The sequence below is a fragment of the Paenibacillus glucanolyticus NBRC 15330 genome, assembly GCF_004000885.1.
GTDB lineage: Bacteria > Bacillota > Bacilli > Paenibacillales > Paenibacillaceae > Paenibacillus_AQ > Paenibacillus_AQ glucanolyticus.
Genome location: NZ_BIMC01000021.1, coordinates 36,929 through 55,676 on the forward strand (window position 1 = coordinate 36,929; position 18,748 = coordinate 55,676).

Annotated in this window: 13 protein-coding genes; 3 read left to right on the forward strand and 10 right to left on the reverse strand. The window is 50.9% G+C overall.

Annotation, left to right across the window (positions count from 1 at the left end):
- Positions 1-24: 24 nt before the first annotated feature.
- Positions 25-2,484, forward strand: a complete 2,460-nt coding sequence (locus PGL02S_RS23180) for a Wzy polymerase domain-containing protein (protein WP_036639847.1) — start codon at positions 25-27, stop codon at positions 2,482-2,484.
- A gap of 70 nt (positions 2,485-2,554) precedes the next feature.
- Here the strand turns inward: PGL02S_RS23180 and galU are convergent, their stop codons facing one another.
- The 3 genes from galU to PGL02S_RS28485 all read right to left on the reverse strand — a co-directional run bounded on the left by galU (position 2,555) and on the right by PGL02S_RS28485 (position 6,011).
- Positions 2,555-3,427 carry a UTP--glucose-1-phosphate uridylyltransferase GalU gene (gene galU / locus PGL02S_RS23185; protein WP_036639849.1) on the reverse strand — a complete coding sequence of 291 codons (873 nt, stop codon included), beginning with the start codon at positions 3,425-3,427 and terminating at the stop codon, positions 2,555-2,557.
- 75 nt (positions 3,428-3,502) lie between these two features.
- A complete protein-coding gene (locus PGL02S_RS23190) occupies positions 3,503-5,467 on the reverse strand; it encodes a hypothetical protein (protein WP_036639851.1) in 1,965 nt (654 codons plus the stop codon).
- Between the two features lie 64 nt (positions 5,468-5,531).
- Complete coding sequence (locus PGL02S_RS28485) at positions 5,532-6,011, reverse strand: hypothetical protein (RefSeq protein ID WP_036639854.1); 480 nt, start codon at positions 6,009-6,011, stop codon at positions 5,532-5,534.
- Positions 6,012-6,100: 89 nt separating this feature from the next.
- On the opposite strand from PGL02S_RS28485, the gene PGL02S_RS23200 reads away from it, so the two are divergent.
- Positions 6,101-6,850: a MerR family transcriptional regulator gene (locus PGL02S_RS23200; RefSeq protein WP_036639856.1), complete on the forward strand. Its 750-nt coding sequence runs from the start codon at positions 6,101-6,103 to the stop codon at positions 6,848-6,850.
- 94 nt (positions 6,851-6,944) lie between these two features.
- Here PGL02S_RS23200 and PGL02S_RS23205 read toward each other — a convergent pair whose 3' ends face one another.
- The 3 genes from PGL02S_RS23205 to PGL02S_RS23215 all read right to left on the reverse strand — a co-directional run bounded on the left by PGL02S_RS23205 (position 6,945) and on the right by PGL02S_RS23215 (position 11,203).
- Positions 6,945-9,458 (reverse strand): U32 family peptidase, encoded by a 2,514-nt coding sequence (locus tag PGL02S_RS23205; RefSeq protein WP_036639858.1) that lies wholly within the window; start codon positions 9,456-9,458, stop codon positions 6,945-6,947.
- A gap of 378 nt (positions 9,459-9,836) precedes the next feature.
- Positions 9,837-10,094 carry a hypothetical protein gene (locus PGL02S_RS23210; protein ID WP_036639860.1) on the reverse strand — a complete coding sequence of 86 codons (258 nt, stop codon included), beginning with the start codon at positions 10,092-10,094 and terminating at the stop codon, positions 9,837-9,839.
- 11 nt (positions 10,095-10,105) lie between these two features.
- On the reverse strand, positions 10,106-11,203 hold the full coding sequence (locus PGL02S_RS23215; RefSeq protein ID WP_036639863.1) for a DNA alkylation repair protein: 1,098 nt from the start codon (positions 11,201-11,203) through the stop codon (positions 10,106-10,108).
- A 418-nt stretch (positions 11,204-11,621) separates the two neighbouring features.
- On the opposite strand from PGL02S_RS23215, the gene PGL02S_RS23220 reads away from it, so the two are divergent.
- Positions 11,622-12,830: an MFS transporter gene (locus PGL02S_RS23220; RefSeq protein ID WP_036639866.1), complete on the forward strand. Its 1,209-nt coding sequence runs from the start codon at positions 11,622-11,624 to the stop codon at positions 12,828-12,830.
- Between the two features lie 165 nt (positions 12,831-12,995).
- Here the strand turns inward: PGL02S_RS23220 and PGL02S_RS23225 are convergent, their stop codons facing one another.
- The 4 genes from PGL02S_RS23225 to PGL02S_RS23240 form a co-directional block, all read right to left on the reverse strand.
- Positions 12,996-14,951 carry a GTP-binding protein gene (locus PGL02S_RS23225; RefSeq protein WP_036639869.1) on the reverse strand — a complete coding sequence of 652 codons (1,956 nt, stop codon included), beginning with the start codon at positions 14,949-14,951 and terminating at the stop codon, positions 12,996-12,998.
- 252 nt (positions 14,952-15,203) lie between these two features.
- Complete coding sequence (locus PGL02S_RS23230) at positions 15,204-17,138, reverse strand: copper amine oxidase N-terminal domain-containing protein (RefSeq protein WP_036639872.1); 1,935 nt, start codon at positions 17,136-17,138, stop codon at positions 15,204-15,206.
- Positions 17,138-18,214, reverse strand: coding sequence for a S1C family serine protease (locus tag PGL02S_RS23235; protein WP_036639875.1), 1,077 nt, complete (start codon positions 18,212-18,214; stop codon positions 17,138-17,140). The genes PGL02S_RS23230 and PGL02S_RS23235 overlap by 1 nt, the downstream gene beginning before the upstream one ends.
- Positions 18,215-18,452: 238 nt before the next feature.
- Positions 18,453-18,662, reverse strand: a complete 210-nt coding sequence (locus PGL02S_RS23240; RefSeq protein WP_006213009.1) for a hypothetical protein — start codon at positions 18,660-18,662, stop codon at positions 18,453-18,455.
- Positions 18,663-18,748 lie beyond the last annotated feature (86 nt).

Sequence of the window (18,748 nt, forward strand, 5' to 3'; positions counted from 1 at the left end):
CTACAAGAAAAGGAGCTAAATACGTTGTCGAATCCAGTATACGGTAAAAAAGCCGCCGCGTCGAGGAACGGTGAGACGAGATCGGCTTTGTTTTGGGTGTTAATATCAGGAATTATTCTGTTTCTAGCTTGGACTCCTTTCCAAACGGCTCTATTTAACGGTCCAGAGCTACAATTCGAGAAACCTATATTCTGGGCTGCTATTCTAGCAACTCTACTATTATTTCTTTGGATTGCACAATTTTATAAGAGTATTCAACTCAAGGATGAAAGAGATTGGCTTGCTGTGGGTGTGTTATTACTACCTCTAACTTACATACTTTCACTCATCAGCGCTGCTTCCCATAGTCTCGCCATGAATATGATTATCATAAATTGTATTTATGCCATTATGTTTATCATTGGATTGTATGTACTCCGAGACAAATTAGGGAACCGAATCATTCAAAGTGCAATTATGGCTGTAGCATATCTTATTGTTGGTTTTGGTCTACTCCATTGGTTTGGCCAGGGCAAGACAGCGGGAGCCATTGCGAAATGGTTTTCCAATACCGTTTTTAACGGCACTTACACCCATGCGGTCATGACAGATTCTAACGGTCTTCGTCTGACTTCCGTATTCCAATATGCTAATACTTATGCAGCTTTTCTAATGGCTTTCTTGTTTGCAGCAGTCTTTTACGCTACGACATCAAAAAAATGGTACGGCCAAGCCTTTCATAGCTTTATGCTGGTGCCCATCATACTATCGCTGTTGCTAACCTTGTCTCGTGGCGGTCTGGTTATGCTACCGGTAGTATTTGTCCTGCTGCTCCTTTTCCTAAAACCGGCTAAACAATTATTGTGGATCTTGTACTGTGGTATAGCAGGTGTGACTTCACTGATCATTTCCAAACCGGTAACAGAACTGGGGTTGAGTTTAAATGAGGTCTTCAGCGGCAGTGGTGCCCTTAAGGGCTGGGCAATTTTGTTCGGTTCGTCCGCTATTGTAGGTCTCCTCGGATGGGTTATGCAAAGTTTTATCGCTCCTAAACTTGAACAAGTTTTAGGCAGTTGGTCCTCGAAAAAGACGTCCAACCTATGGATTCCGCTTGGTTCCGTTATAATTGGGGGCCTGCTGATATTCCTATTCAGTGGTACTGGTTTGAAAAATATACTGCCACAAAGCATTAGCATCAGACTCGAGAATATTAACTTTAATCAGCACAGTGTACTGGAACGTTTTACATTCTATAAGGATGCCATGAAGGTGCTAGCAGACTACCCGGTCATCGGAGCTGGTGGTGGTGCGTGGGCTTCACTTTATGAGCAGTACCAGAACAACCCGTATACAAGCCGTCAAGCGCACAACTTCTTTTTACAGTACTTGATCGAGGTCGGAATTGTCGGATTCGTGATCTTCATGTCGTTTATTCTGTATACTTTCTATAAGTATATTAGAGGTTATATTAAAAGCAGTGAAGAAGAACGCAATAGTCACTTCCTTTATCTCATCATCGTCCTTTCCATTTTGATTCATAGTATCTTGGATTTTAACTTGAGTTACGTGTTCATGGGAATTCTTGTATTCCTGGGACTTGGCGGAATGGCTGCGGTAATGGATAATAAACCAGTGAAAAAGTGGAGCCTTAAAGATTCAACTGCTAGAGGTGTATATAATGCACTTGTCGGGCTTTGCGCTATCCTCGTCATGATTACATCTATCCGGTATGTACAAGCCGCAGACTCAGGAATGGAGGCACGCAGAGTCGTTCAGGTCAGCACTTCCTTTGAGGAAATTAAAGCTCCCCTTGATAAAGACCTGAGCATACGCCCGAGCCATCCCGACTCGGTACTGTTAACCGCATCACTCTATCAGACCGTATATAAGCAAAATCAAGATGAGAATTTTTATAACGCATCGGTTGCACTGCTTAACAAAGCATTAAAAGATGAGCCTTATAACAAATCCATGCTCAAGAGCCTAATCGAAAGTTATGAAATGAAACAGGAACCCGAACGGGCTTATGAAGTACTTATTAACAACGCTCACAAATTTAAATGGGACATTACCTGGTCCGAACAAATTATCAATAAAGGTTATGATCTAGGCACGAAGGCCCTTGGCACTGGTGACACAGCAACGAAAGACAAGTACTTTAAACAAGCAACAGAAGCATTTGCCGAGGTTCAGACAGGTATTCAGCACTTAGCTACATTACCGGAAGGGCAACTGCAAGGACGCCCTTTTGAAAATACTCCCGACATGATTCTCCATGCAGGCAAAATGTACTTCATGATGAATCAGCCGGAACAGTCGGAAAATGCGCTTAAGAAAGGTATCCAGGATGACCTGTCTCCGACATCTGCGCAAGAGATCGTCAGATGGTACCTCGCTGCGCTCCAGAAGCAAGGCCAGAACGATGAAGTGTTGCTTGAGAAGTTAAAGCAAGTTGATCCGAATGCCGAGCAAAACGTCAAACAACTGTCAGATATTCAATTCTAAGTAAAATAGCGGGTGTGTTCGGTAGGTCAACATCTACCAAACACACCCGCTATTTTTTCCTCCTATAAGACTATCTCACTTTCTCCATTACTTTACCCATATAAGCTAGTAAGTCCTCTCGTAATTCCTCTCGCTGTAGCGCATAGTGAATACTGGTCTGAATAAAGCCCATTTTCTCCCCAACATCATGACGTATACCTTCAAAATTGTAGGCTAATATCGGACTCCGACGGGCTAGCACAGACAGAGCATCAGTCAGTTGGATCTCCCCGTTCTTCCCAACCTCCTGATTCTCCAGCAAGTCAAAGATCTCCGGTGGCAAAATATAACGGCCCATGATGGCCAGGTTGGATGGTGCCTCTGCACGGGACGGCTTCTCTACCAGCCTTGACGTTTCATAGATTCGTTCTGATTTCTGCTGGCCATCTATGATCCCGTACCGATCGACTTCGTCCCACTCGACAGGCTGAACGCCTACAATGGCGGATTGGTAGGTGTCGTACACCTTCATCATCTGCTTCAGGCAAGGCACCTCCGACTCCACGATATCGTCACCGAGCAATACCGCAAACGGCTCGTCTCCAATGAATTTGCGCGCACACCAAATCGCATGCCCAAGACCCTTGGGCTCCTTTTGCCTAATATAATGAATGTCTGCCATCTCTGAGGGTTTTCGGACTTCCTCAAGAAGGCCCCATTTCCCTTTCTCAGCCAAATTATGTTCAAGTTCAAATGAGGAATCAAAATGGTCCTCGATCGCCCGCTTTCCTTTACCCGTCACGATGATAATGTCCTCAATACCGGAAGCCACAGCTTCCTCGATGATGTACTGAATGGTCGGCTTGTCCACTATGGGGAGCATCTCTTTCGGCATCGCTTTCGTGGCCGGTAGGAAGCGCGTGCCGAGTCCCGCTGCCGGTATGATCGCTTTACGAATATTCATTTCTAACTATCGTCTCCATTTCCTTCATTTTCCCGAATGATGCTATTTTAACATGTTCTGAACGGTCATTCGACATTAAAACCGATTTTTGTCAAAGTCAGGCAGCTTCAGCGTAAAGGCCGAGAACGACTCCTTGGAGTCGGGGAGCACGACGGTCACTACCCCGTCATCAAAAACATGGCTCGGCAAGGCTGAGGTCGTCGCCTGGTACTTATCTTTCATATCGACCGGAAGCTCCATGAGCACCTTGCCATAATCCCTGCTAGTGATGATAACAGGAATTATTTCCCCGTATTCACGGTTAGTCTGCATGCGGATGCTCAAGCTCCGGTCATGATTAAGCACAACTTGCACATTCCCTAATACGGCGCGATCCGCCTCGGTCATCTCCCAAGCAAAATCTCCCACAAAACCACCGGATCCATCACCCGCCCGTTGAAGCCGCTCCACGATAGCCTGAAAGGCTTGAGGCTCCGTCTTCATAGCCGCCTCCGTCTTACGCAGCTCATCGCTGATTTGCAGTGTAGTGTTCATGACGTGTCTATTGGCCAGGGCAACCTTTAATCCCAGTTCCTTATTCCACTGTCCGAGCGGCAGGAACACCTTTCCGTCGACGACCACTTGCTTGTTCTGGCTGGCTGCAAGTTTGCTCGTTCGACTTTCCCGCTTGAACAGCAGTTCCTTACCCTTCACCTCATATTGGATATGGAATGCATCGGCGAACTCCTTCAGTGGAACGTAATACAGGCCGTTCATGTGGAACGCGGGCTGCCCTTCATAAGAAAGCACACCGTTACCGGATGTCACCGCGACCGGAAGCGTCAAATAGAATAGGCCCTCATACGAGAAGGAGTCCCAGTAGTTGACCCAATCCCGGTACTGGTCGTACTCGATTTTGAAATGTTTCCCTTCCGGGACGTAATAGAAGGACGGCGGATAGGCGCCCGGATTAGAAAAATAGTATTCGATGACATAGAGCTCATCCGATGCCCACCGAATCCCGGTAACATACGCTTTATATAAGGCGTCGTATTGCTGTACCAGCTTCAAGGTTTTAAGATCATACATGTACACTTTGCCGTTCTGCGTCTTGTTGACGCCTCCTGAAGGATCCGCAATGATCACCAAGTACTTGCCGCCGGGGGAAACAAAGGTTTTTACTTCCTTGACCAGCCCCTTATAGAGAGAGACGGTTTTGCCGCCGCTGCGACTTCCCTCCACGGTCCATTGGTAGGTACCGTTTTGGTAACTGTTCTTCCATTTAATCCTGGTCCCTCCGGCCATAAAACTCTTCGTGGACGTGGATTGCTTGGAATCATATGCCACCCGGTTCTCCGTGACTTTGACCGCGCTGCCCTTCCCTCCGCCGAATGTAACGTTATAACAGCCGGTCAGTTGGCTATTGGGGCAATATACACCAAAATTCTGTGAAGCCGGAGCCGGCGAGAGGCTGTAATCGGTTTCCGTCACATCCTCCGAAGTGATTAACCGCCCCCCGGACAGCTTTCGCTTGTTGTCCACCAGTGAGTAATACTGGATTCCGGTTTTTTCCGAATATAAGGAGTACAGGCCGAGCTGGGCTTCAAGCCCGACTCTTGGCCCCGGCTGGATCTCCTTCACTTTTCGCAGCGACAAGGTGGTGTAATCAAATTCATAAATAATAGTAACTTCACCTTTTCCTTGGACAGGGCTCTGTACCGCTACCGTATAGGCTTTGAGTCCTTGAGGCGTGTCCGCGACAACCCCATCCTGCATATTGAAACCGTTCGTGGACCAAAACCGGTAGTGCGACGGCAACAATGTCTTATCGGTAAAATCATATTCACTCACCTTTTTCATCCCGGTATCAAAGCTGATCCGGGTTGTACGGACCGTGACTTGATTCTGGGTTCCATCAAAAATGTAGGTTGCCCGGTGCCTTACCTTTTCCTTCCCATCGGCAGCAGCTGCCGACGTAATCCCCTTCTCTGGCAAAACGATCAGCAGGGCACATAGCAGCAGAAAAGCAATGCACCTTCTTCTTCTTGTGTTCGTGATCATGCTAAAGTCTCTCTCCCATCTCAAATCGTATATGAAGTAGCCAAGAAATGACTCCCTTGGACCTTTATCGGTTCTTGGTGCGACTTTGGAAAGCCAAGGCCGATATCTTGAGATAGAGAATTCGAGCATTTACCCATGGAACGGGCAGCCCATCACTTGTACAAAACTTCATTCGACAAAAAGCCAAAAAAGCTGATTGCTGATGATAGAAAGAAACGTCTACATCAATAATCTCGAAATTCACACTGATCCTGTTGGTGGACGTAGGGAACGCTAATCTCGCCGCGCAAAGCGCAGTTATAGAGATCGGTGGCCTCAAATTTGGGCGCAGTGCAGCTAAATATAATCCTGTTAAAAGTACACCTGCGATCGTGAGACCAGTGAGTGTACCGGAGTAAAGTGTATTTTCAAAGACGGTTTCATATATGGATTGCATCCCATACTTGACTACCACCATCACTAACACAAATTCAAGGACCAGCAACAACACCAGCTCCCGCCATGTCCAAGGGTCCTTCTGCTTCCAAGTCTCCGTTCTGCTCATCATCCATTCCTCCAGATTCTCTGTGATATAATTCCTCTATAGAGAGTGACGTGACGTCACCTGCAAGTTTTATGTTCAGGAGGAACGGCATGAATCGATGGACAACCGGGCAAGTAGCCAAACAGTGGAACATCTCGGTCCGAACGCTGCGCTACTATGATCAGATCGGTCTCTTAAAGCCAAGCGAGAAAGAGGATAACGGACGCCGTTACTATTCGGAAGACGACCTGTTTACGCTGGAAAAAATCACGCTTCTTAAATCGTTGGCGCTGCCGCTGGAGGAAATCCAAAATGTGCTGGACAAGTTATCCTACCGCGATATTTTGACTGCGCATCACAATCATCTGCAGGAACAGCTGTCTTTGTTACAGACCCATATTTCCAACACCACCTCCCTGATCCATATGATCGATCTGGAGGGTTCGCTCTCCTGGGAGCGAGTATCCCACCTTGTACAGAACGCACAAGCGAGCGCGAAAAAATGGACGGATTATTTCGAGGAAGAAGAGCGCGCCTTTCTACAGCAGGCACTCCCGAATCTCAGCCACAATGACCGGATGACGCAGCAGTACGTCTCACTGCTCCGGAGAATAGAGTGGTGCGTACAGCAGGCTATCCTGCCGGAATCCGATGAGGGATATAATATAGCCAGCGAATTAATGGCGCTGTCCAATGAAACTTTTGGCGGAGATGAAGACTTGATGGACAAGTTCTGGGAAATGCGAAAGCGTCCGGCAGAAGAATCCGGGCTGTATCCTGTCTCGGAAGAGGTGCTGGAATTTGTGGAGCGGAGCATTGCATATGTGGAAGAACGGAATAACATTAAAGAGTTGAGATAGGATAGAAGTTATATTCATATTCTCCAGACAAAAAAAGCACATGTCAGCCCAATCGCTGGCATGTGCTTATATATTTCATAAAGATATCTATTCCTTACTTCACCAACTGCCCCCGCGTTACCCCAAGCTGGTTGGTTGCCTTCAGCTTCTTCCATACCTGGGTACCGTTGATCTCGCCGCGCAGAGCGCGGTTGTAGAGATCGATGACTTCGTGGACTTGCTCCGGCGTCTCTTCGAGAAACTCCACGCGGTAGCTGGATACGCCCAGCTCCATGAAGTTCGCGAGATACTCGGCGCCGGACTGCTCGATGGCATTGTATACCGTGTTACGGCAGCCTTCGTCTACCCGAACCGGGTGGGACATGCCGATCCGGTCCTGCAGGGACACGCGGCTCTCTTCGCACGGACGACCGCAGTTCGTAAAGTCCGTTCCTTCGCTGAGGAACGTGCAGTACACGCAGTGCTCCGTATGGAACATCGGAAGATGCTGATGGATGACAATCTCCATTTTGGACGTGTCGGCCTTACCGAGAAGATCCACCATCTGCTGGATGTTCAGGTCATAGGAAGGCGTGACGGCATCGCATCCGGCTTCGACGAACAGGTCAACCGCCTTATGGTTGGCGATGTTCAAGGAGAAGTCGCCGATCAGCCGGGGATGCTTCGCCCCCGGGTTCTCCATCCGGTGGCGCAGGTAAAAATACAGCGCACCGGTGTTGCGCACCAGCACGGCGTCCGGCTGGAGGCGCAGGATGTTGTTGTGGTAGCCGTTCTCGCCCGGCATGTGAATGCGCGGCGTTGCCAGCGCAATCTGTTTGCCGGCTGCACGCACGGCTTCCACCGCTGCCGGGAACTGCTTGATGAACTCGAAGTCGGCGTAGATCATCTCAACGCCGGCCTCGAGTGCAGCCTGCACCTGCGGCAGGCTGCGGCACAGCGCGGTGAGCTTCGCCTCACCGCGGCCCACGGGCGTTGCGGGCACAGCCGCATCGCCATACACCGCCACCGCCCGTTTCACGTACACGGGCGGTTTAGGCCGCTCGCCGGCGAGCAGCTCCACCGCACGGCGGCGGATGCTGTTGAGCTCGCGAATCGGCACGATGACGTCGCCGTACAGGTCGACGTCCAGTGCCTCAAGCTGGAACACCGTTCCGCCCAGGCGGCCAAGCTGCTCCTCCAGGATTTCCTGGCTGAGCGGGCGCTTCTGGGCAATCTCCAGTTCCAGCTCCGAATCCACCTGGACCGTCGTGCCCTTCTGCACATCGGTCCACCAGGTTGACAGCAGCTGTCCGGGACGGCCGCTGACACGTACATGTACCGGGAATACCCGGTACGGCTTCTCCGTCTCGTACGTCTGACGGAGGCGCTTGTCCAGTGCCGGATCATTGGTCTTCCAGATCCGGTCGCCGACATGCAGCTTGCGCAGGTCCACGTCGCTCCGGCCGGGAACAATATCAATGATCCATCCTTCCTCCGCTTCACCCTCCAGCTTCACGCCCTTGCGCCGTACGTCGTAGACGCGTCCGCCTTCTTCTTTTTTCGTAGGATCTCCAGCATCGAACACGATGCCGTCCCCGCGTTTGAGCGGCGCATCCAGCTTGCAGACAACACCGTCGCGCAGAATCTGCTCTACCCGGCCGAGATACACGCCGCGGCTTTTTGGAAACGTACCCTCAACCAGCTTTTTATTGTTCGTTCCATCCAAGAAGCCATGCGTGAAGCCGCGCGAGAAGCTCTGCTGCAGCTCACGCACCTCTTCCTTGCTCGGTCTCGCATCTTCCCCGTCGAAATACCGGTCGATGGCCTTCCGGTACTTGCTCACGACGTTGGCCACATACTCGGGGCTCTTTAAACGGCCCTCAATCTTAAACGAAGTCACGCCCGCTTCGATCAGCTCCGGCATCAGATCAATGGCGGCCAGATCCTTTGGCGAGAGCAAGTAGGCGACGTCGCCCATCGGCTTCTGCTCGCCATCCACGATCAGATCATACGGCAGACGGCAAGCCTGCGCGCACTCGCCGCGGTTCGCGGAACGACCTCCCCACATTTCGGAAGTCAGGCACTGACCCGAGTACGATACGCATAGCGCACCATGCACGAATACTTCCATCGGCAGTTTTGCCTGCTCCCCGATCTTCTGGATTTGCTTCAGATTGTTCTCGCGTCCCAGCACGACGCGCTCCATATTAAACGGCTTTGTGAACTCGACAGCCTCCGGCGAAGTGATCGTCATCTGCGTAGAGCCATGGATCGGGAAGTCCGGCGAGATTTCGCGAATCATTTTCACCAGACCCAGATCCTGCACAATCACCGCGTCCACCCCGGCATCTACGCAAGCATCAATCAGTTCCTTGGCATCCTCCAGCTCGTTCTCAAACACCAGAATATTGAAGGTCAGAAACCCCTTAACCCCGTAACTGTGCAGGAAGGCCATAATTTCGGACAGCTCATCCATCCGGAAATTGTTCGCCCGTGCACGGGCATTAAACTTTTCGACTCCAAAAAAGATCGCGTCCGCCCCATTCGCCACGGCAGCCCGCATACAATCCCAATCCCCTGCCGGCGCCAGCAATTCCACGTCTTCTCTTTGTATTGCTTTCGTGTCCATCTATATCCTCCCAGACCGGTTCATGCCGGTATACTGTGTACTACTATTCTTTCATTGAAACCAACAAGCCATACTCTATTTTCATAGAACAGGAAGTTTCACATCTATATCAATTGGTTGTTAACACTTGAATAGCTCTTCAACTTATCTAGTGTACCAAAAGTCCGGCTTCTCTTCTACCTGCTAGCTTGATTTCCACACATTTGATAGTGCTGCCATAATCCGCATGGCGCTCAGTTTTGCACAAAACAAAAACAAGCCCTCCCCTTGGAAGGCTTGCCTCACATGACCTGCTACGACCGCTGCCTGGCATGATCACCGTGCGGGGCTAGTATTATCATCTCTTTCTTTTGCATACGGGGATTACTTCCTCTTTCCTCAACCAGGGATCTGGAATACTGCATGTTGATCTCCGTATCCTTTAGTCAGAGCCTTCTTAACATCACGGCGGTCGACAGCCATCCAAGCCTGCCTCGGACCACGCACCGTGCCGTACGCCAGGGAGCAGTTGCACACGATGTACAAAACTTTGGAACGGAACTCTCCCGTACCGTCAACCCGATCCAGGATTCCTTTGCCAGAGGTTTGCAGTGCAACGTCCTGCACCCAGGGTTTGCCGGTATACGTCCTGCACAAGTCCCCTACGCTTACTCCGCGCCCTCCAGCACAAAGTCCATGCTGGCCAATCGCTTGCCGTTCACCACAATGTGAAGGCGGTGATCACCGGAGTAGAAGCGGCGCGTCGAGATCGGCTTAAAGGATTGCTTTTTCTCGACCTTCCAGCTTCCCGGTGAATAGATCTTGTCCGAGCATTTATAGCGTTTCGGCGCAAGCTTGCCGTTTGCCTTCATATAATCAATCTCATAATCGATGCGCAGTGCCATCGGATTACCGGTTTCATTGACCACCTGAAAAACAAACTCCAGGTCGTCGCCCATCGCGATCACAGATCGCTTGATCCGAAGCTCGCGGACTTCAAGTCCCTCAAGCTCTTCCAGCTCCACATATCCGAAAATAGCCAATGCCCGGATGTCCCCTTTTCGCAGCAGAGAACGCAGCGCATGACGCACGATCCAATCCGTGAGAGGATGCTGGCCATACCACTTCGCGGCAATCTCAAGCACAAGCTCCGGGTGGTCCTTTGAGATATCGTTCAGGTGATTTGCCACGCTTTTTCTTACATAGAGGGAAGAGTCCTCTTTCAGCTGCTCCAGGATCGGCAGAGCCGGACGCGGATCCTTAATCAGCGCCGACAGCTGCGGGGCCCAGGGCAGGCGCGGTCTGCAGCCCTCGCTCGCCAATCTGCGCAGATGCTCATCCTCAGACCGAGCCCATGTCATCATCTGGGTCAGCATCCGTTCCTGATCCTGCATAATAAAGGGGCGCACGGCAAACTCCGCCGTAGAAGAATGCGTGAATACCGCCAAAGCCTCCATCGAGGTCTCCAGGTCTTCCATGCCATTAACCTCAACATAATCCGGAAAAAACACATATTCCACGCCTCTAAAATGCGGTGCCACCTGTTTAAGGATCTGCACAGCATCGGGGTAGGAAGCGGGCAGCGTGTCCGTTAAGGCCATCGTAATATGACGAATGCGCTGCTTGAACTCCTCCCGCTCCCAAGCTTCATCATGAACAAGCCCCATGAACCGGTTCACATCGAATGCCGGATAGGCTTCCTTTAACCGGTCGGTCACTTGTTGGAACAATGTATTCGAATATAGATCCTTCAGCGTTTCTCTCATATCAGTTCTCCCCAAAAAAATAATTTTACGATATTATGTCAACGTCTTATCGATTCCTGAAAACCCTTTATTTATGCGATGACCAGGGGATTCCAAGCCATCCTGAAATGAGCCCTTAGCCTCCATACACCCGTACCCAGCCTCTTCCCATTCCATATCATGTGGTGTAGGATGAAGTTGCACGCCTTTCGCTTTAGTGCGGTAGTCTGGGTGATTCCAGTTTACCAAATTTGGGGGGCGTTTTGCTTTACCCGAATTGTGATACCCCTTTTGTGGGAATGACCGAAGTTAAGATTTTGATGTTTATAAATAACCCAAGAGACCGTGAACAACTAATACATACACCATTATCTATTTAAAGATTGGAGGGGAAGCCCGAAGGATTACAACAAATCGCACATCAGGAGATGAAGAAGACATGGAAAGTTGGAAAAAGAATTTATGGATACTATGGTTCGGCTCCTTTATTGTTTCATCAAGCTTCTCAATGGTCATACCATTTCTCCCGCTTTTTCTGATTGAACTCGGCGTTACCAAGAATACGGAAATGTGGTCGGGACTGCTGTTCAGTTCCGCTTTTTTTGCGGGCGCCTTGTCCTCTCCCTTCTGGGGAGCTGTAGGGGACAAATACGGGCGCAAGCCGATGATTATCCGTGCAGGGCTCGTGCTCTTTGTCATCTATGTTCTGATGGCGTTTGTAACGAATGAGTACCAGGTATTGATTCTCCGCCTGCTGCAAGGCCTTCTCTCCGGCTTTATCCCGGGCGCTATCGCAATCGTCGGTACCAATACCCCTGAGAAAAAGGTCGGTTATGCCCTCTCGATGATGTCCACGGCAACCGCCACCGGCGGCATCATGGGTCCTATGATCGGCGGCACGCTGGCCTCCCTGTTCAGCAACCGAATGGCATTCGGATTGGCAGGGATGCTCTGCTTCGCAGCTACGCTGCTCGTCATATTCTGGGTCAAAGAAGAGACATTCGTACCCAGCAAGGAGCGCGTCTCCGTCATGAACACCTTCAAAGTCGCCGGACACAACAAAGCGCTCATGACCGTGCTCATGCTCACCGTTCTGACGCAGTTCTCCGTCATGACAATCGAGCCCGTACTGCCACTCTATATCGCTCAGATTGGCGGCTCTTCATCCCATACTTCGATGATTGCCGGCTTCGTCTTCTCCATCGTCGGGATCGCGAGCATCTTGTTTGCAGCTAGGTGGGGGCGCTTGGCCGATAAAATCGGATTCCAGAAGGTGCTCCTGATCGGCCTGCTGGCCGGCGGAGTCGGATCGCTCGCTCAAATCCTGTTCAGCAATATTTGGGCGTTCTCAGCCATCCGCTTTGCCTACGGTGCGTTCTTCTGTGCCGTATTCCCCGCACTCAACGGCCTTGTTGTCAAACATACGCCAAGCGAATTCCGCGGACGGGCGTTCAGCCTCAACCAGACGGCCAACCAGATTGGCGGCATGGCCGGACCGCTCGTTGGCGGTTTGGTCAGCGGCGTTTTTAACATTCACTCGGTGTTCCTGATGACCGGCGTCTTAATGCTGATTACAACCGGCATCACCTATTGGACGATGCGCCCTTCGCGCCAGCAGCCAGTAGAAAAAGGATCCCTCTCTTCATAATCCACTTGGACTGCGCACGCGTTAAGATCGATATGATGCATGCGCAGCACCTTCCGGACCTAAATAAAGCCTTGGTATCCCCTTATTTGCCCATATTACTTGTCTGCACTGCTGGACGCATTATCACTCGATTTCCTAGCTGTACGCCTATTCGCTTCCGCTGAGCTACACATGCATATGTCGGTCCGCTTCATCCCAAGGCACAGCATAACCGCTGCCCTTCGCACAAAAGATGGAGGAGGAGCTGTATTCAGGATCGGCATTCTTATCGTATCCTTTACGATCAATGACATCTGCCTCGTTATGACAACGGTCATAACCGCCGTAAACAAGGGATATCGAACCTCTTCCTTTGGTATAGGCGGCTAATTCCATACTGTAATTCATCATGGTCGATACAGGAGCTGACCCCGTGACCGTTACCTTGTCCCCTGATGTTTCCGGCGGCTCAAAGTTGGCTTTCGCCTGGGTCAGATCCGACATCAACCGTCCAATATGCTCCACATCCACCTTCACCTTGAAGTGATAGTAAGGCTCCAGCAGCCTATTGCTTGCTTTCTCCAGGCCCTGGCGAAGGGCTCGGTAGGTAGCTTCCCTGAAATCCCCGCCGTGTGTATGCTTGTTGTGCGCCCGCCCCTTGAGCAGGGTTATCTTGATATCAGTGACCGGAGAGCCTGTAAGCAGCCCGTGATGATCCCTCTCACCGACATGCTGGGCAACCAGATGCTGATAGTTGACCGGCAGAACATCGGGATGACAAGCATTGGCAAATACGATGCCGCTGTTGCGCTCTCCGGGCTCCAGCCGGAGATGCACCTCCGCATAATGCTTCAGCGGTTCGAAATGGCCGCAACCCACAACATCCTCTGTGATGGTTTCTTTGTATAGAATCTCCGGTTCACCGAATGAAATCCGGTATCCGAACCGCTCGAACACGATGCGCTCCAGTACTTCAAGCTGAATGATCCCCATCACGTGAATATGAATCGCCTGGGCCGGCTCGTCCCACTGCCCGGACAACGAGGGGTCCTCCGCATCCAGCAGACGAAATCCGCGCAGCATATCCTTGGGATGAATGGAGGATTCAAACAGCACCTTCGACTTCAATGTCGGTACAAGCTCGTATGCCGTCCGTCCGCTTAAAGCCCCGAGTCCGTCTCCTGCCGCAGCCGCAGAAATACCCGTCACCACAAACAGATCACCCGCATGCACCCGGTCGGTATTCATGACCCGTCCCCCGTTGATCAGGCGGATAAACGTCACCTTCTCCCGGATCATCTCGGCTCCGGACACATAAACGATTTCATCCCGCACCTGCAGCGTTCCGCCCATGGCTTTGATATAGGTCAGCCTCGTTCCCTGCTCATCATGGCGAATCTTATATACCCTCCCGGCAAAATCCGCCCCGGGATCATAATCCGTAACGGTCAGCAGATCCAGCTGATGCAGAAAATGAGTCACCCCCATATTCTGCAGAGCAGAGCCGCTGAAGCAGGGGAAGAGTTGTCCTTCCCGTATCATCGCTGTCATCGTATCCAACCACTGCGAAACCTCATATCCCTGCTCCATATAGAGCTCCAGCAGCTTCTCGTCCCGCTCTGCAATCGCCTCTATAAGAGAGGACTGCATCACGCCTTCGTGCAGCACATCCTCCTCTGTGATCATGCAGGCGTCCTCGGTAAGCTCATGTCGAATCTCTTCAAGCACACGCGGCACATCCGCGCCCACCCGATCGATTTTATTAATAAAAAAGAACGTAGGCACCCCATGCTTGCGCAGCAAATGCCATACCGTCTCGGTATGACCCTCGACACCCTCCACGGCACTGATGACAACAATCGCGGCGTCCATTACCCCAATGGCCCGCTCCATTTCCGGGGAGAAATCGACATGACCCGGTGTATCGATCAAATAATAGATAGAGCCGTTGAACTGCATGGTCGCCTGATCGGCGAATACGGTGATCCCGCGTTCTTTTTCAATATCATGACTATCCAGAAAAGCGCTCTGATGATCCACGCGGCCGCGCTCCTGGATGGTATCGGTCATATATAACAGCTGCTCTGCCAGCGTGGTTTTCCCCGCATCCACATGAGCGAACATGCCTATTGTTTTTTTCATCCGCTGTTTCCCTCTTCTACAAGCCGATTTCATTGATTATAAATACACTCACTATTTTAATTTTAACATATCGAACCGCAAAAACGGCACATATGTTCTATGTGTCACCAAATAATTTGGCGACATCCCCGCTGTCTATATCAAAACAGCTGCCCCTCTGCACCCCATGGATGCAGCTGGACAGCTATAAATGATGCCGATAATGAACCCTATTGCAATAAAAGGATCAGATGAGTTCCTTCATGTCTTCTATCATTTCACCAGTTCAAATGATGACAGCGCACGTTCAATCGCGGCTTTCTGCACGTCCGTTGCATTGGCATCGTTCAGCGTTGTCGTAATCGTGTAGGCAATGTTCCCGCTCTCAAAGACGATTTCCTGTGTGGTGAAACCTACACCGTTCTTGACCTGATGTACCTTGAACGACACGGCTGGGACACCGGCGTAAGTGATATTTTCAACCCCAAGCAGCTTCACCTTGGTTCCCGAGGCTGAGCTCGCTTCGTTATAATATCGCTTCAGATTGCTGACGATGTATTCTGCAGCGACGTCCCTTTGTGCAATAATCTCAAATCCGCCCCCGGCAAAACCATACTCCACGCTTCCCTGCTCGAACTGATCGTTCAGCGGCTCCCAATACCTTGGGATATCGATATGATAGCGATAAGCTTGAGAGTTTTTGGTTCTCATTTTGGATTTATCCGTCAGATAGCCTTCCTCGCCAATACGGCCGAAGTTCTCCGGCACGACCTCATAATCGATTTCAATCGATTCCAGAACCTTCTTCCAGTTGGAAGCCGCCCGCTCCTGGCCATCCGGTACCGCGTACTCCAGATAATAACGATAGCCGTTCTTCTGAATCATCACTTCATACTCGGTTACCCATTTATCGCCGAAGTTGTACCGTACCTCCTGAATCTGTCCTTTTACACCCGATATTTCAACAGGCGTAAGTCCGACATATTCGTATGCATCCTTGACAAAGGATTCCGGCAGCCAGTCTTTAAGCCGCTGCGCCCAAGCCGACAATGTAGAGTCGGCCCCCGTCGGAGCGGATGTCACCGAAACGGACAGGTAGCCCTCTCCCTCCCCGCCATACAGCATTTCCTTGTTGTTGATCTCCCAGCCTGCAGGAACGCCGAACCATATTCCGTATTCCTCACTTCCTGCTTCCCGGAGACCATTGACGATGGTCGATACATCTTTTGCTGATTTGTCCCCCGCATTATAGGTCGTTCTGAATGAGCCCAGCAAGCCCGCATGTTTGTCCATATCCTTGTAGTGAACCGCTTCTGCATCGGCAAAATACAGCTCATACACGCGGTCGTTGGCATAATACTGCCGCCCTTCCCATAAGACGCCGTCCACATCGCGGGAGATGACTCTGGCGTATCGTACGGTTCCGCCGGAGACCGTCTCCTGGTGAAGCACAACATCCCCGGAGTCGTTTACTTCCTTCAGAAGACGTTCCAGCAGGTCATCGGGACTTTGCTTCACCTTCTGGGAGGAAGCATGGATTTCCAAGTAGTAACGGCCCGTCGCGTCATTGAACGCGGCTCCGCTCTCGTCGTCCGTCCCTCTTCCAACCATCATCCAGGAGGGATAATTCATACTCCATTCATAATAACTATTCCCGATCCGGGTCTTTCCCGTGGTATTGTTGATTTCGCCTTCGCCCTGCTTCTCTTCCTTATCCATAACCATGAGGCTAATGGACAGCTTGCCTTGGGAAGAGCTTACCTTGGCGCCAATCCCTGCCGCAACCGGGCGCAGAGGCACCATCAGCGTGCCGGCTACCATCGTTGGTTCTGCCGGAAGCTGCACCTTTTTCCCATCGATCCAAGCCGTCTTGTTGTCGATCACGAGCACAACGGTATGCGAGCCTTGCAGCAATCGAACCCGATTCTCCCCTTCGAGCCTGATCTCGCTGCCAAAAGCTTTCTTGAACACGCCAAGCGGCACCATGAGCACCCCCTGTTTCAATTGGGGTTTGGCAATCGTGTAGGCTGTGCCATTCACCGAAGCTGTACTGCTGCCGCTCTGCACCGTCAATACCCGCTTCTCGGGAACCACGTCATCCCCCCATACCGGAAGTGACAGCGACGTAAATAACATGAAAGCCACTACCGTACCCGCTGTAAACCGCCGCAGACGCCGGCTTGACTCCGTGCTTGCTCTCTTAACCATTACTCAGCCTCCCCAACGCTTGACGAAACAGCTTGGCTTCCATCCTGGCTGAGCGTCAGTTTAAGATTTACGATATCCCCGTCACGCTGCATCAGCAATTGAACATGCTGGCCCGGCATGAAGGACTTTAACCGTTCGTTTATATCCACAACGGAATATACGCGCTTTCCGTTAATTGCGTATAACACATCGTCTTCTTGAATCCCGATTTTGCGTGCCTCTGCAGACAGCACCTTGATAACCGTCAGTGGGTCATCTGAAGGAAGCCCCACAATGGCCGACCAGCTCTCTTCCAGCTCCAACCCGAGTGCCGCTCTTCTCACTTCACCATATTTCAATAAGTGATCCGTCACATAACGAACGGTTTCCGCCGGAATGGAGAAACCCATATTTTCAATGCCGACCGCGGCGAATTTCTTGCTGTTGATCCCGATAACCTCGCCCTTCAGATTAACCAGCGGGCCGCCGCTGTTTCCAGGGTTGATCGCTGTATCGGTCTGAATCAGACGGTAAGAACCGTCCACGCTGCGGTTTAGACCGCTAACCACACCGACCGAGGCTGAATTCCGCAGCGAGAATGAGATCGGGGTGCCGATGGCAACCACGGTTTCCCCCACCAGCGCATTTTGCGCGGTAGCGGCAAACTTGGCCGGCTTCAAGGACTTGGCATTGATTTTGACCAAGGCAATGTCGCTCATCGGATCACTGTATACGCCCTTGGCTTTATAGGATTTGCCGTCGGAGGTCACAATCGTGATGCCGGTTAGACCATCCACTACATGGGCATTCGTCACAATCCAGCCGTCTGACTTCCAGATGACCCCCGTGCCATGAGCGAGGTTATATCGATCGTCCACTTCCCCGCCTCCTGATGCAGCCTTCCCGATAATGCCAACGACCGACGGCGACATCAGGCTGATGACCTGTGGCACCGCGTTTTGTTCATATGTACTTTTGTTCTTTGATGCTGCAGCTGCCGCAATATCGGTATCCATAACGACACCGCAGCTTCCCGCCAGAATCACGGCCCCCAGCAGAACAGCAGCTGATCGCTGCTGCCAATGTATATTCTTCAATTGTTCGGTTCCTCCCCCGGTTCCATCCTCTATCCAACTTGTACTCCTCAATTTATCATGTTTTTCCATATACAGCCATTGCTTCTAGACCTATTTCTTTTTTATTTTCTTGCGGATTGTGTAACTTTCCCTCGAAGCAACAAAAAGACGCCTTCATCCTGCAAGAGCAGAAGGGCGTCTTGTTTGTATGTATTTCCTTCGTCAAATGAAGCCGCTTTAATAACGTACGAAATGCAGCCTAATTGTTAAACCATCCCGTAATCATGGCATAGTCAGAATACAGGAACACAAATAAGCTGACGAGGCCGAAAGCGATTGCGAATTTATTTTTTTGGCGGGCCATCAGCAAGCGAACCACACCAACCAAGATCAAAATCGTAAACAAAATCATAAAGATATCAAATGTCTTGAATGTTGCGCTCGCATCCGATGCTGCTGCAAGGATCATGAAACGTACCTCCTCGTGGGTTTGTTCTCGGGCAAATTTACATATCTTCTTATATGTTATCCATGTGCCCGTCCAGATGCAAGCCC

Excerpts from the sequence above, each read along its gene's own strand:
- galU (WP_036639849.1), bottom strand. The coding sequence starts at position 3,427 with ATGAATATTCGTAAAGCGATCATACCGGCAGCGGGACTCGGCACGCGC.
- PGL02S_RS23190 (WP_036639851.1), bottom strand. The coding sequence starts at position 5,467 with ATGATCACGAACACAAGAAGAAGAAGGTGCATTGCTTTTCTGCTGCTA.
- PGL02S_RS28485 (WP_036639854.1), bottom strand. The coding sequence starts at position 6,011 with ATGAGCAGAACGGAGACTTGGAAGCAGAAGGACCCTTGGACATGGCGG.
- PGL02S_RS23200 (WP_036639856.1), top strand. The coding sequence starts at position 6,101 with ATGAATCGATGGACAACCGGGCAAGTAGCCAAACAGTGGAACATCTCG.
- PGL02S_RS23205 (WP_036639858.1), bottom strand. The coding sequence starts at position 9,458 with ATGGACACGAAAGCAATACAAAGAGAAGACGTGGAATTGCTGGCGCCG.
- PGL02S_RS23215 (WP_036639863.1), bottom strand. The coding sequence starts at position 11,203 with ATGAGAGAAACGCTGAAGGATCTATATTCGAATACATTGTTCCAACAA.
- PGL02S_RS23220 (WP_036639866.1), top strand. The coding sequence starts at position 11,622 with ATGGAAAGTTGGAAAAAGAATTTATGGATACTATGGTTCGGCTCCTTT.
- PGL02S_RS23225 (WP_036639869.1), bottom strand. The coding sequence starts at position 14,951 with ATGAAAAAAACAATAGGCATGTTCGCTCATGTGGATGCGGGGAAAACC.
- PGL02S_RS23230 (WP_036639872.1), bottom strand. The coding sequence starts at position 17,138 with ATGGTTAAGAGAGCAAGCACGGAGTCAAGCCGGCGTCTGCGGCGGTTT.
- PGL02S_RS23240 (WP_006213009.1), bottom strand. The coding sequence starts at position 18,662 with ATGATCCTTGCAGCAGCATCGGATGCGAGCGCAACATTCAAGACATTT.